This window comes from Pseudomonas sp. ADAK7 (assembly GCF_012935675.1).
In the GTDB taxonomy this organism is placed as follows: domain Bacteria; phylum Pseudomonadota; class Gammaproteobacteria; order Pseudomonadales; family Pseudomonadaceae; genus Aquipseudomonas.
Genome location: NZ_CP052861.1, coordinates 5,400,115 through 5,412,544, shown reverse-complemented (window position 1 = coordinate 5,412,544; position 12,430 = coordinate 5,400,115). Strand labels below are relative to the sequence as shown.

Sequence of the window (12,430 nt, the reverse complement as noted above, 5' to 3'; positions counted from 1 at the left end):
AGAACCAGCCCCCTCATTCGATCCCCCCGGCGTAATCAATCATGCAACGACACTTCGACGATCTTCAGCTCGGCAGCATCGAACTGTTTTGCCTGGCCGCCGAGGCTGGCAGCTTCACCGCCGCCGCACTGGTCGCCGGGGTGACGCCCGCCGCCGTGAGCCGTTCGGTATCGCGCATGGAGGAGCGCCTGGGCGTGCGGTTGTTCGCCCGCACCACGCGCAGCGTCAAGTTGACCGACAGTGGCCGGCGTTATTACGAGGAATGTCGTCAGGCGCTGGCGCAGTTGGTGGAAGCGCAACGGGAGGTTATGGGCCAGCAGCAGGAACCGTCCGGCACCTTGCGCATCAGTATTCCTACGACCTACGCCCATCACCGGATCCTGCCGTTGCTGCCGGAGTTTCGCGCGCGTTTCCCGGCGGTGAAGGTCGAGGCGCATATCAGCAATCGCAACATCGATTTTGTCGGCGAAGGCTATGACATGGCGATCCGGGTGCGGGCGATTCCGGATTCCGGTTTGATCGCGCGGCCCCTGGAAGACGCGGCGCTGGTGATGATCGCCAGTCCCGATTACCTGAAGCGCGCCGGCGTGCCGCAAACTCTTGACGATCTTCAGCAGCACGAATGCATTCAATACGAACTGCCCAGCAGCGGGCGGCGGATTGCCTGGTTGTTTAATGACAACGGCGTGCCGCAGGAGATTCTCGCCGAGGGCAGTCTCAGTTGCTCCGACGACGTGTTGGGCGGCGTGACCCTGGCGAAACACGGTGCGGGGTTGTTTCAGACCTATCGCTTCATCGTCGAAAACGAATTGGCCGATGGCTCGCTGGTGGAGGTGCTCAAGCCGTATGGCGGACGCTCGCGGCCCTTCACCCTGCTCTATCCGCAGAGTCGGCATGTGCCATTGCGGTTGCGGGCGTTTATCGATTTTCTGGTCGAGCATTTACCTCGCTAAGTAACGACCGTCCGATCACCGAACACAAAAACCCGCCATACAACCTCTTCAATTGACCAAAGTAACTGCCTAGTACAATTTATCTCCACAGGCTGAACCCTACAGCCAAAGCTAAAAACAATAAGTGGAGAGACCCCGATGCCCCCTATCGTTCTGGTGCTCAACGGCCCGAACCTGAACCTGCTCGGCACCCGTGAACCGGCGACCTACGGCCACGAAACCCTGGCCGACATTTCCGCGCTGTGCGGGCGCTCTGCCGAAGAGTTCGGCCTGGCGGTGGAGTTTCGCCAGACCAACCATGAAGGTGAATTGCTCGACTGGATTCACGCAGCTCGCGGCCGTTGCGCCGGGATCGTCATCAACCCGGCGGCCTGGACTCACACTTCCGTGGCGATTCGCGATGCCTTGGTGGCCAGTGAACTGCCGGTGATCGAAGTTCACCTGTCCAACGTCCACGCCCGCGAACCGTTCCGCCACCACTCCTTTGTCTCGGCCATCGCCACGGCGGTGATGTGCGGTTTCGGCAGCCACGGCTATCGTTTGGCGCTGGAGCATTTCAGCCAACGCTTGAAGGGGTGAACGCCATGTCTCAGAACGACGTTGTACTGGCCGGGCTGATCGGCGCCGGCATTCAGGCGTCCCGCACGCCGGCGCTGCACGAGCATGAGGGCGATGCCCAAGGGCTGCGTTACCTCTATCGTCTGATCGACCTCGATCAGTTGCAGCTTGACCTCAATGCCCTGCCCGATCTGCTGATGGCCGCCGAACGCATGAACTTCACCGGGCTGAACATCACCTTTCCGTGCAAGCAGGCAATCATCCCGCTGCTCGACGAATTGTCCCCGGAAGCCCGTGGCATTGGTGCGGTCAACACGGTGGTGCTCAAGGAGGGCAAACGCATTGGCCACAACACCGACTGCCTGGGTTTTGCCGAAGGCTTTCGTCGAGGCTTGCAGGACGTTGCCCGTGAACGTGTAGTCCAAATGGGCGCCGGTGGCGCGGGTGCGGCAGTGGCCCACGCGTTGCTGAGTGAAGGCGTACAGCAACTGAGTATTTTCGACGTGGACGACAGCCGGGCGCAGGCGCTGGCGAACAATCTCAATCAGCATTTCGGTGCGGGTCGAGCGGTGGCTGGGCATGATCTGGCGAGCACGTTGGCGGTGGCCGATGGCCTGGTGAACACCACGCCTATGGGTATGAAAAAACTGCCCGGCACGCCGGTGCCGGTGGCGTTACTGAGGGCTGAATTGTGGGTGGCGGAGATTGTGTACTTCCCGCTGGAAACCGAACTGCTGCGCAACGCCCGTGCCTTGGGATGCCGGACACTGGATGGCGGCACCATGGCGGTGTTCCAGGCGGTGAAGGCGTTTGAGTTGTTTAGTGGGGTGGTGCCGGATGCGCAGCGGATGCTGGCGCATTTTCAAAGCATGAATGGTTGAAAAGCTTCGCGGGCAAGCCTCGCTCCTACAGGATTTTTGTCGTACCCAAATCGTGCGGCACACCTCAAACCTGTAGGAGCGAGGCTTGCCCGCGAAGGCGTCAGGCCTGCAAATACCGCAAAACCGACTCGCAAATCATCGCCCGATGACGCTGCTTGATGCCTTCATCCGGCAAATCCACCTGAAAAATCTCACCGAGCGTATGGCGGTTCGACACGCGATAGAAGCAGAACGAACTGATCAACAAATGCACATCCAGCGGCTGGAGGCCCGCCCGGAACACACCGTCTTCGGCACCGCGACGCAGGATCTCGTTCAGTGAATCGAGGATGGTGTTGTTCATCGCCTTGATCACATCGGAGCGCTTCACATACTCGGCGTTGTGAATGTTCTCGATGCTGACGATGCGCACGAAATCGACGTTGCGGTCATGGTGGTCGAAGGTGAATTCCACCAGGCGCCGAATCGCTTCCACCGGCGCCAGCTCGGCCAGGTGCAGTCGGTTTTCGGTGCTGCGGATGTCGCCGTAGAGTTTCTCCAACACCTCGACATACAGCTGTTCCTTACTGCCGAAGTAGTAATAGATCATGCGTTTGGAGGTGTGGATGCGCTCGGCGATCGCATCGACGCGCGCGCCGGAAAGCCCTTGCTGGACGAACTCGACAATCGCCTCTTGCAGGATATTCTCGCGGGTCTTTTCCGGGTTGTTCTTGCGACTCTTGCGAGGCTCGACAAGCGGCTCGCCGGAGGCGATGGAGCGTTCTGAAATTATTGTCATTGCGGGCTCACGGCCATCACTGCACAGGCTGGCGATTATGGGCCGCGCCGCACAGTGAAGGAAGCCGCGCGGCCGCCGTTTAACCCCGTGTTTACGATTTCCCTACAACTTTGCCTGACGTACGGCACCACTTCGGGACTTGGCCATGGCCGCCAGCCGCACCGCGACATTGGCCGCCCCGTAACCGGCGTATCCGTTCTTGCGCTGGATGATCTCGAAGAAGAACCGCCCTTCGAACGGCTCGGTGTAAACATGAAACAGCTCGCCACCCTGGGCGTCGCGGTCGTACAGCACGTTGAAGTAGGCCAGTTCGCTGAGGAACTCGTCATCGAAATCGAACCGCGCGGCGAGGTCATCGTAGTAGTTGAGCGGAATATCCAGCAGCGGCACGCCCGCCTCTTTCGCCCGGCTGACTTCAGCGAAGATGTCGTCGCAGTCGAAGGCGATGTGATGCACGCCGGAGCCGCGATAACTCGACAGCGCGTGTGAGATTGCGGTGTTGCGATTCTCGGAAATGTTCAGCGGCAAGCGGATCGAACTGTCCCGGCTGCGCAGCGCCCGGCTCTTCACCAGGCCATACGGATCGGGCAGCACCACCTCATCGTCAGCCTCGAAATCCAGCAGGCTTTTATAGAACAACACCCAGCTGTCGAGGCTGTCGGCCGGCAGCGCCATGGCCATGTGGTCGATGCGTTTAAGGCCGCCGCTGGCCGTGGCCGTCGGTTGCAGATTGAAATCGGTGCCGTAGACATCGGCGTCCTGGTCCACCAGGTAAATCAGGCTGCCGTCCGGCGCGCGCACGGCGGCGAGTTCCAGTTCGTTGGGGCCGACCAGCCCGCGATAAGGCTGGCCCTTGTAGGCCACGGCGCGCGCCAGGGCGCTGGCGCTATCGTTGACCCGCACGGCGGTGGCGCACAGCGACGGGCCGTGGGCCTCGAAAAAACTGTGGGCAAACGAGTACGGTTCAGAGTTGAGGATCAGGTTGATATCGCCCTGGCGCAGCAGACTCACACTCTTGGAGCGATGCTGCCCGGCCTTGACGAAACCCAGGCGTTCCAGCCAATGCGAGAGCTTGGCGCCGAGGCTTTCATCTACCGCGAACTCGAGAAACTCGATGCCGTTGTACTCGCTGGCCTTGGGCGTTTCGAACAGGATATCGACATTGGCCACAGGCCTGGCTACTTGCGCCAGACGCTGGCGAGTTTTCTCTTCCAGGTACAGCAACGAGCGCAAACCATCGGCGGCATTGGCCCGTGGCGGCGCGGCGCGGAAGCCGTCATTGAAGATCTCCAGGGACAAAGGCCCGGTGTAGCCGCTCTGGATGATCGGTGCGAGGAACCCCGCCAGATCAAATTCGCCCTGGCCGGGGAAGCAGCGGAAATGCCGACTCCACTCCAGCACGTCCATGGCCAGGATCGGCGCGTCGGCCATTTGCACGAAGAAGATTTTGTCGCCCGGAATCTCGGCGATCGCGCTGGGGTCACCTTTGAGCGACAGGGTGTGAAAACTGTCCAGCAACACGCCGAGGTTTGGGTGATCGGCTTGGCGAACGATGTTCCACACCTGTTGATAAGTATTGACGTGACGGCCCCAGGCCAGGGCTTCGTAGCCAATGCGCAGGCCACGAGCGCCGGCCCGTTCGGCCAGCAGGTGCAAATCATCGATCAGGATCTGCTCATCGCCGATCGAATCCGCCGCAGCGTTGCTGCACACCAGCACCAGGTCGGTGCCCAATTCCTGCATCAAGTCGAACTTGCGCTCGGCCCGTTCCAGGTTGCGCGGCAGACGATCGCGGCGGCAGCCTTCGAAATCGCGGAAGGGTTGGAACAGCGTGATCGCGATCCCGAGATCTGCGCACATCTGTCTGATTTCCCGGGGACTGCCGTCGTAATAAAGCAGGTCATTTTCGAAAATCTCCACCCCGTCAAACCCGGCGGCGGCGATGGCTTCGAGTTTTTCCGGCAGGGTGCCGCTCAAGGAAACGGTGGCAATGGAACGCTGCATGGGTCGACTCCCGGTGGTGGGCGTTCCCTCCTACACGGGGATCGCGTTTTTCTTGGGATAAATTATTGGCCGCAAGCTCCCGTACAGCAATTCAAAGTGTACTAGCCAGTTAGTTTTATGTGCGATTATCGAACACAATGACCCTTGGCGAATTGACGATTTTTTGTCCACTGCCCAACATCGACTGCACATTGAGCCCGGACATTCAGCCGCTCGGCTCGGTTACCCAAGACCCAGAACACCACATAAAAATAATCGGTGGCCTACATGACTCCTTCACAAAGCTCTCCCATGGAGCGTTCTTCCATGACTCCTGCCAGCGCTGGCATCGGCGCCAAGATCCGCGGTGCCATGGCCGTCGGCAAAACCCGTTGGGGCATGTTGGCGCTGGTGTTTTTCGCCACCACCCTGAACTACATCGACCGCGCCGCACTCGGCGTCATGCAGCCGATCCTGGCCAAGGAAATGAGCTGGACGGCGATGGACTACGCCAACATCAACTTCTGGTTCCAGGTCGGCTACGCCATCGGCTTCGTGCTGCAAGGCCGTTTGATCGACCGGGTCGGCGTCAAGCGCGTGTTCTTCTGCGCGGTGCTGCTCTGGAGCCTGGCCACCGGCGCCCATGGCCTGGCGACGTCGGCAGCAGGCTTCATGGTCTGTCGGTTTATTCTCGGCTTGACCGAGGCGGCGAACTACCCGGCCTGTGTGAAAACCACCCGGTTGTGGTTCCCGGCAGGCGAACGCGCCGTGGCCACCGGCATCTTCAACGCCGGGACCAACGTCGGTGCGATGTTCACCCCGATGCTGTTGCCACTGATCCTCCACGCGTGGGGCTGGCAAGCCGCGTTCCTGTGCATGTCGGCACTGGGCGGGATCTGGCTGCTGTTCTGGGGCTTGAAGTACTTCAACCCGGAAGAGCATCCGAGCGTCAAACAATCGGAACTGGACTACATCCAGGAGGAAGCGGAGCCGGAACAATCCCGCGTGCCGTTCTCGAAAATCCTGCGCATGCGGGGCACCTGGGCCTTCGCCCTCGCCTACTCGATGACCGCGCCGGTGTTCTGGTTCTACCTGTACTGGCTGCCACCGTTCCTCAATCAGCAATACAACCTGGGCATCAACGTGACCCAGATGGGCATTCCGCTGATCATCATTTACCTGACGGCGGACTTCGGCAGTGTCGGCGGCGGGATTCTGTCCTCCTTCCTGATCGGCCGCGGAATCAACCCGATCAAGGCGCGACTGATGTCGATGTTGCTGTTTGCCTGCTGCATCATCGGCGTGATCATGGCCGCAGGGTCCAGCAACCTGTGGGTCGCGGTGGCGGCGATTTCCCTGGCCATCGGCGCGCACCAGGCCTGGACCGCGAACATCTGGAGCCTGGTGATGGACTACACGCCTAAACACATGATGAGTACGGTGTTTGGTTTCGGCGGCATGTGCGCGGCCATCGGCGGGATGTTCATGACGCAATTGGTCGGCCATATCCTGACCGTCACCAACAACAACTACACGGTGCTGTTCACTCTGATTCCGGCGATGTACTTCATCGCACTGATCTGGATGTACTTCATGGCACCGCGCAAGATTCCTACCGTCACCGACTGAAACGCCCTACCCCGGCAGGCCTGATGCCAGGCCTGCCGCTATCGACGGCTCTGTTGCCACGCCGCCGCCAACCCGCTGCAGCAAATCACCGCGATCCCGACCACGGTGGTCAGGGTCGGCGTGTGGGAAAACAGCAGCCAACCGAGCAGACCGGCAAACACAATCTGACAATAACCAAACGGCGCCAGCAACGCCGGGGCGGCGTAGCGAAAGGCCTGGGTCAGAAACAAATGCGCCGTCATCCCGCAACTCCCCAGCGCCAGCATCAACAACCCATGCCCCAGCGTTGGCACCTGCCAGAAGAACGGTACCAGCGCGCTCATCACCAGGGTGTTGCACAGCCCGGCGAAGAAGTTGCTGGTGGTCGGGCTGTCGATCTGGCTGAGCTTGCGGGTGAGCAACTGATAGAAGCAGAAAAACATCGCCGAGCAGAACGGCAGCAATATCGCCGGGGTAAACAGTTCGCCGCCAGGGTGGACGATGATCAGCACGCCAACGAAGCCGCAAATCACCGCGATCCATTGGCCACGGGTGACGTGTTCCTTGAGCAGCGGCACCGACAATGCGGTGACCAGCACTGGCGCAAGAAAGTTGACCGCCGTGGCTTCGGCCAACGGGATGTACAACAACCCGGTGGTGAAAAACAGGCTGGTGCCCAGCAGGCACAACGCCCGCGTCAGTTGCAGCAACGGTCGTTTGGTACGTAGGACACGCAACCCGGATTGCGGCAGAAAAATCCCGGCCATCAACAAGGTGTGAACCAGATAACGGGCCCAGACCACCATGATGATCGGGTAGAAGCCGGAGAGGTATTTCGACAACGCGTCATGGCTGGAAAACAGGAACGTCGCGGCGACGATCAGCAAAATCCCTTTGAAGGGTTTGTTTACACCGGAAAGAGGGGTGCTGAGGGTCATGGCAATCCTTTGGAATTTTAATTCCAACAATTTAGAACCTGGTTCCAGATTCTTACACAGGCGAACGATAAAAGTGTGCGAACAACGCCCCGCTCTTGTAGGAGCGAAGCTTGCTCGCGAAGGATCACACGCGATTCACCAACCCTTACACATTTTTCCAACACCGCGTTTGCCAATGCGGTTATTCATGGCGGCGGCGATACACGCCTCTATCAGTCTATGGAGAAACCGCAACATGCTATGGAACAAGGCAAGACGCAGCGACAACGTCAATGACACGCGCGAGGGCAAGGATGCCCGCCAACTCACAGGGAAAACACTGGGCGCCGGACTGGCCGCCGCCGCGTTGGCGGGCGTAGGACTTTACTCGGCGCTGGGTACGACACCGGACATCCTGCCCGTCGAAACGGACACACCGTTTCATTCCACCGCCCCTCAGCCCTCTGGCGATACGACCTTACTGTTCGTCCAATCCGTGCTGGGCGATACCGAAGACACCTGGAAACAACTTTTCGCCCAGACCGGTCGCCACTACCCGCCACCCAAACTAACCCTGTTCAGCCATGACGTAACCTCCGGCTGCGGTTATGCCCACACAGGCAACGGCCCGTTTTATTGCCCCGATAACCAACAGGTCTACCTCGATCCTGAATTCTTTGCGCAGATGGCCCAGCAATTTTCGGTGATCGGCGACTTCGCCCAGGCTTACGTCCTCGCTCACGAAATCGGCCATCACGTGCAGCTTGAACTGGGTCTCTCCGAACCTTTCGAGAAAGCGTTGGCCAACCGGCAACCGATAATCGGCGATGGCGGCCTGGAAGTACGGGCAGAGTTGCAGGCCGATTGCCTCGCCGGCGTCTGGGCGCACCATGCGCAAAAACGCCTGGCTTGGCTGGAGCCCGGAGACATCGACGCGGCCCTGCATGCCGCCGCCGTGTTCGGCGACGATTACTTGCAACGCGCCCAAAACGCCGCGATACGACCGGAAACGTTCAGTCATGGCACTTCAGAGCAGCGGTCGAACTGGTTCAAATCCGGGTTCGCCACGGGTCGGATCAACACCTGCGATACCTTCACCAGCGTGGACCTGTAATACCCTCCCGCCGACGAAACCGCTAATGTCAGTACAAGGCACAGAACCGCCTGCGCGAAAGGCTGTCTGACGACCGGGCTGGCGCCACGCCAACCCACCAGCAACACTCATCACCACGCTTCTTCACCCGGAAAAGAAAGAGGAATCCCACATGCTATGGAAAAAAGGCCGACGCAGCGACAACGTAGTCGACGCCCGTGGTGATGATGTCGGCGGGGGCGGCGGCGGGATGCGCTTTGGTGGCGGCAAGGGCCTGAGCCTGACGGCGATCCTGTTGATCGTCGGGATCGGCTGGATCACCGGCCAGGACCCGATGCAGATTCTCGGGCAATTGACCGGGCAGATGAGCGAGCAGTCGGCACCGACCACGAGCCAGACCCGCAAGGCGCCCCCGGCCAATGACGAAGGCGCCGAATTCGTGCGTTCGATCCTCGGCGATACCGAAGACACCTGGGGTCAGATTTTCCAGCAGGCCGGCAAGCAATACCGCAACCCGACCCTGGTGCTGTTCAGCAACCGCGTGAACTCCGCGTGCGGCCTGGCCACCTCGGCGACCGGGCCGTTTTACTGCCCGGCGGACCAGAAGGTTTACCTGGACATGGCGTTCTTCCAGGAAATGTCGCAACGCTTTTCGGCTGCGGGCGATTTCGCCCAGGCCTACGTGATTGCGCACGAAGTCGGACACCATGTGCAGACGTTGCTTGGCGTTTCCGCGAAAATTCAGACCGCTCGCCAGCAAGGCCGGCAGATGGAAGGCGATGGTGGTTTACTGGTGCGCCAGGAACTTCAGGCCGATTGCCTTGCCGGAGTCTGGGCCAACAATGCGCAAAAGCGCTTGAACTGGCTGGAACCCGGTGACATCGAGGAAGCCTTGAACGCCGCCAATGCCATTGGCGACGACCGCTTGCAGCAGCAAGGTCAGGGCCGCGTCGTACCGGACTCCTTCACCCATGGATCGTCAGCGCAAAGGGTGCGCTGGTTTAAAACCGGTTTTGCCCAGGGCCAGGTCGGCCAGTGCGATACCTTCGCGGCGAAAAATTTGTAAATGCATAGATGGCTGTTGGTTTTGTTGATCGCCTGCGCAACTGCCCAGGCTGACGAGCACGGGGTCAAAGAGATCAGCCCCGGGCGCCTGCTGTTGAAAGAAGGTGAGATGGCGGTGGGTATGGGCCCGGCGCCGGCCAGGATCGAACGGGTGCTGATCGTCATCCACGGTCGACTGCGCAATGCCGAAACCTACCGGCGCAGCGCCGAGCAAGCCGCCGAACAGGCTGGGCAAAGTGCGAATACCTTGGTGATCGCCCCGCAATTCCTCAATGAAACCGACGTCGTGCGCCAGCCCGTGGCGGACACGGTGTTGCGCTGGAAGGGTAATGACTGGATGGCCGGCGGTTTATCCACCGCGCCGTTTGCGGTGAGTTCCTTTGCGGCCCTCGACCAGATCATCGAGCGGATCGCCGACCGCCGACAGTTTCCGGATGTGAAGCAAATCGTCATTGCCGGCCACTCCGGGGGCGGCCAGGTGGTTCAGCGCTACGCACTGCTGGCGCACGATCAACCGGCGCTCACGGCGGCCGGGGTGAAAATCCGTTACGTGGTGGCCAACCCGTCGTCCTACGCCTACTTCAATGAGCAGCGGCCCGTGGCGTTCGATCATGCGCGGTGCAGCGGTTTCAATCGCTGGAAGTATGGTCTGACCGACATGCCGATCTATGCCGGTGGGCAAACGGCCTCGCAGATTGAAGGCAACTACATCAAGCGTGATGTGACTTATCTGCTCGGACAGCAGGACACCGACCCGCAGCATCCGGCGCTCGACAAGGGCTGCGAAGCCGAGGCCCAAGGGGCTTATCGCCTGGTTCGCGGGCATAACTTTTTTGATTATCTGCTGCGGCGTAATCCACAGGGCGTGAACCAGCGTCTGGTCGAAGTGCCTGGGGTCGGGCATAACGGGGATGGGATGTTTACGTCGCCTGAGGGGCAGAAGGTTTTGTTTGGGCAATGAGATTTATGTTGTCTGTTAGGGCCCCTTCGCGGGCAAGCCTCGCTCCTACGGTTGGAAATGCATTGCCCTGTAGGAGCGAGGCTTGCCCGCGAAGGCAATTAACCAGACAACCAATGCCTCAAGCCAACAACATCTGCCGCAACTCAACGCAATCCGCCGCATGCCAATCCGCCAATTCCGGCCACGGATTTTCCGGCAGATTCACCAGCACCGTCCGCGCCCCCGCCGCTCGACCGCAATCCAGATCAAAGCGGTAATCGCCGACCATCACCAGCTCACTCGCCGGCACGTTCCAGGCTTCGGCCAACTTCAGCAAACCGCCAGGATGAGGTTTGGGTGGCGCTTCGTCACGGCCCAACACATCCTCCACCGCGAAGCAGTCGGCCAGGCCAATCGCTTCCAGGGTCACATGGGCCAATTCCCGCGCATTACGGGTGAGGATGCCGAGGCGATAACCGCGCCCGGCCAGTTCACGCACCAATTCCACCGCGCCCGGTGCCGGTTTCGAACCCAGCGCCAGATCCCGCTCATGCTCCAGCAACCACGCATGTTTGGCCGCTGCTTCATCTGCGGGCAATGCGGCGAGGTGGGTCAGGATGTCGTCTTCGGCCGGGATCGCCAGCGCCACGCGGATCGCCGCGAAATCATGCACGGCCACCGTCAGGGTGCCGTCCATGTCGAACACCCAGTGCCGCACCTCGGCCAGGCTCATGCCCAATCCTTGCGATGGCGAATCAGGCCTTCCTGAGTGACGGACGCCACCAGTTGCCCGGCGCGGTTGAACACGCTGCCACGGGAGAACCCACGGGAGTTGCCGGCCCACGGACTGTCCATGGCGTAGAGCAACCAGTCATCGGCGCGCAGGTCCGAATGGAACCACAACGAATGGTCGAGGCTGGCGACCTGCATGTCTTTCTGCCACACCGATTTGCCATGGGGCAGCAACGAAGTGGTCAACAGCCCGAAGTCCGAGGCGTAGGCCAACAGGTATTTGTGCAGCGCCGGCGAATCGGCCAAGGCACCGTCGGCGCGAAACCACACGTACTTGATCGGGTCAGTCGCTTGCGGGTTGTAGGGATCTGTCTCGGTCACCGGGCGGAATTCGATCGGTTTCGGGCAGAGCAACTTCTCGCGCATGTGTTCCGGAATCAAATGCGCGCGCTGTTGAGCCAGTTCCAGTTCCGACGGCAGGTTTTCCGGGCCGACCACTTGTGGCATTTCGGTCTGGTGCTGGAAGCCTTCTTCGTCGTACTGGAAGGACGCACTGCAGGTGAAAATCGGGTGGCCCTTCTGGATTGCCGTCACGCGACGGGTGCTGAAACTGCCGCCATCGCGCACCCGATCAACCTGGTACACCACCGGCAACTTGGCGTCACCGGGGCGCAGGAAATAGCCGTGCATCGAATGCACATGCCGCGTCTCTTCAACGGTCTGACTGGCCGCCGACAGGGACTGGCCGAGCACCTGGCCGCCGAACAACTGACGGAAACCCAGGTCCTGGCTGCGGCCGCGGAACAGGTTTTCTTCAATCGGTTCCAGGGTCAGCAGGTCTACCAGATCTTCCAACACTTGGCTCATTCAGGCTCTCCTCACACAAAGCAATGCCGCGCAGTCATGGCTGCGGCGGTCGATT

Annotated in this window: 12 protein-coding genes; 7 read left to right on the top strand and 5 right to left on the bottom strand. The window is 60.5% G+C overall.

Annotated elements, in window-relative coordinates; all coding sequences use genetic code 11:
• Positions 1-41 precede the first annotated feature (41 nt).
• From HKK53_RS24870 to HKK53_RS24860, 3 genes are all read left to right on the top strand, one after another.
• Positions 42-953: a LysR family transcriptional regulator gene (locus tag HKK53_RS24870; RefSeq protein ID WP_169372965.1), complete on the top strand. Its 912-nt coding sequence runs from the start codon at positions 42-44 to the stop codon at positions 951-953.
• 138 nt (positions 954-1,091) lie between these two features.
• The gene (gene aroQ / locus HKK53_RS24865) at positions 1,092-1,532 is read left to right on the top strand and encodes a type II 3-dehydroquinate dehydratase (RefSeq protein ID WP_169372964.1); all 441 of its coding nucleotides are present in this window, start codon (positions 1,092-1,094) and stop codon (positions 1,530-1,532) included.
• A 5-nt stretch (positions 1,533-1,537) separates the two neighbouring features.
• Positions 1,538-2,392: a shikimate dehydrogenase gene (locus HKK53_RS24860; protein WP_169372963.1), complete on the top strand. Its 855-nt coding sequence runs from the start codon at positions 1,538-1,540 to the stop codon at positions 2,390-2,392.
• Positions 2,393-2,492: 100 nt separating this feature from the next.
• On the opposite strand, the gene HKK53_RS24855 is transcribed toward HKK53_RS24860, so the two are convergent.
• A complete protein-coding gene (locus HKK53_RS24855; protein ID WP_169372962.1) occupies positions 2,493-3,170 on the bottom strand; it encodes a TetR family transcriptional regulator in 678 nt (225 codons plus the stop codon).
• A gap of 102 nt (positions 3,171-3,272) precedes the next feature.
• On the bottom strand, positions 3,273-5,174 hold the full coding sequence (gene quiC / locus HKK53_RS24850; RefSeq protein ID WP_169372961.1) for a 3-dehydroshikimate dehydratase QuiC: 1,902 nt from the start codon (positions 5,172-5,174) through the stop codon (positions 3,273-3,275).
• A gap of 291 nt (positions 5,175-5,465) precedes the next feature.
• On the opposite strand from quiC, the gene HKK53_RS24845 reads away from it, so the two are divergent.
• Complete coding sequence (locus tag HKK53_RS24845; RefSeq protein WP_237150603.1) at positions 5,466-6,782, top strand: MFS transporter; 1,317 nt, start codon at positions 5,466-5,468, stop codon at positions 6,780-6,782.
• Between the two features lie 38 nt (positions 6,783-6,820).
• Here the strand turns inward: HKK53_RS24845 and HKK53_RS24840 are convergent, their stop codons facing one another.
• On the bottom strand, positions 6,821-7,699 hold the full coding sequence (locus HKK53_RS24840) for a DMT family transporter (RefSeq protein ID WP_169372959.1): 879 nt from the start codon (positions 7,697-7,699) through the stop codon (positions 6,821-6,823).
• Between the two features lie 235 nt (positions 7,700-7,934).
• On the opposite strand from HKK53_RS24840, the gene ypfJ (HKK53_RS24835) reads away from it, so the two are divergent.
• The 3 genes from ypfJ (HKK53_RS24835) to HKK53_RS24825 all read left to right on the top strand — a co-directional run bounded on the left by ypfJ (HKK53_RS24835) (position 7,935) and on the right by HKK53_RS24825 (position 10,797).
• Entirely contained in the window at positions 7,935-8,792 is an 858-nt protein-coding gene (gene ypfJ / locus HKK53_RS24835) for a KPN_02809 family neutral zinc metallopeptidase (protein ID WP_169372958.1), read from the top strand.
• Positions 8,793-8,943: 151 nt separating this feature from the next.
• Positions 8,944-9,837, top strand: coding sequence for a KPN_02809 family neutral zinc metallopeptidase (ypfJ, locus tag HKK53_RS24830; protein WP_169372957.1), 894 nt, complete (start codon positions 8,944-8,946; stop codon positions 9,835-9,837).
• Positions 9,838-10,797 carry an alpha/beta fold hydrolase gene (locus HKK53_RS24825; RefSeq protein WP_169372956.1) on the top strand — a complete coding sequence of 320 codons (960 nt, stop codon included), beginning with the start codon at positions 9,838-9,840 and terminating at the stop codon, positions 10,795-10,797.
• A gap of 118 nt (positions 10,798-10,915) precedes the next feature.
• On the opposite strand, the gene HKK53_RS24820 is transcribed toward HKK53_RS24825, so the two are convergent.
• Positions 10,916-11,509 (bottom strand): HAD family hydrolase, encoded by a 594-nt coding sequence (locus tag HKK53_RS24820; RefSeq protein WP_169372955.1) that lies wholly within the window; start codon positions 11,507-11,509, stop codon positions 10,916-10,918.
• Positions 11,506-12,375 (bottom strand): acyl-CoA thioesterase II, encoded by an 870-nt coding sequence (gene tesB / locus HKK53_RS24815; RefSeq protein ID WP_169372954.1) that lies wholly within the window; start codon positions 12,373-12,375, stop codon positions 11,506-11,508. The genes HKK53_RS24820 and tesB overlap by 4 nt, the downstream gene beginning before the upstream one ends.
• Positions 12,376-12,430 lie beyond the last annotated feature (55 nt).

Bases quoted from the DNA above. Each gene is read 5' to 3' on its own strand.
- HKK53_RS24870 (WP_169372965.1), top strand. From the start codon at position 42: ATGCAACGACACTTCGACGATCTTCAGCTCGGCAGCATCGAACTGTTT.
- aroQ (WP_169372964.1), top strand. From the start codon at position 1,092: ATGCCCCCTATCGTTCTGGTGCTCAACGGCCCGAACCTGAACCTGCTC.
- HKK53_RS24860 (WP_169372963.1), top strand. From the start codon at position 1,538: ATGTCTCAGAACGACGTTGTACTGGCCGGGCTGATCGGCGCCGGCATT.
- HKK53_RS24855 (WP_169372962.1), bottom strand. From the start codon at position 3,170: ATGACAATAATTTCAGAACGCTCCATCGCCTCCGGCGAGCCGCTTGTC.
- quiC (WP_169372961.1), bottom strand. From the start codon at position 5,174: ATGCAGCGTTCCATTGCCACCGTTTCCTTGAGCGGCACCCTGCCGGAA.
- HKK53_RS24845 (WP_237150603.1), top strand. From the start codon at position 5,466: ATGGAGCGTTCTTCCATGACTCCTGCCAGCGCTGGCATCGGCGCCAAG.
- HKK53_RS24840 (WP_169372959.1), bottom strand. From the start codon at position 7,699: ATGACCCTCAGCACCCCTCTTTCCGGTGTAAACAAACCCTTCAAAGGG.
- ypfJ (WP_169372958.1), top strand. From the start codon at position 7,935: ATGCTATGGAACAAGGCAAGACGCAGCGACAACGTCAATGACACGCGC.
- ypfJ (WP_169372957.1), top strand. From the start codon at position 8,944: ATGCTATGGAAAAAAGGCCGACGCAGCGACAACGTAGTCGACGCCCGT.
- HKK53_RS24825 (WP_169372956.1), top strand. From the start codon at position 9,838: ATGCATAGATGGCTGTTGGTTTTGTTGATCGCCTGCGCAACTGCCCAG.
- HKK53_RS24820 (WP_169372955.1), bottom strand. From the start codon at position 11,509: ATGAGCCTGGCCGAGGTGCGGCACTGGGTGTTCGACATGGACGGCACC.
- tesB (WP_169372954.1), bottom strand. From the start codon at position 12,375: ATGAGCCAAGTGTTGGAAGATCTGGTAGACCTGCTGACCCTGGAACCG.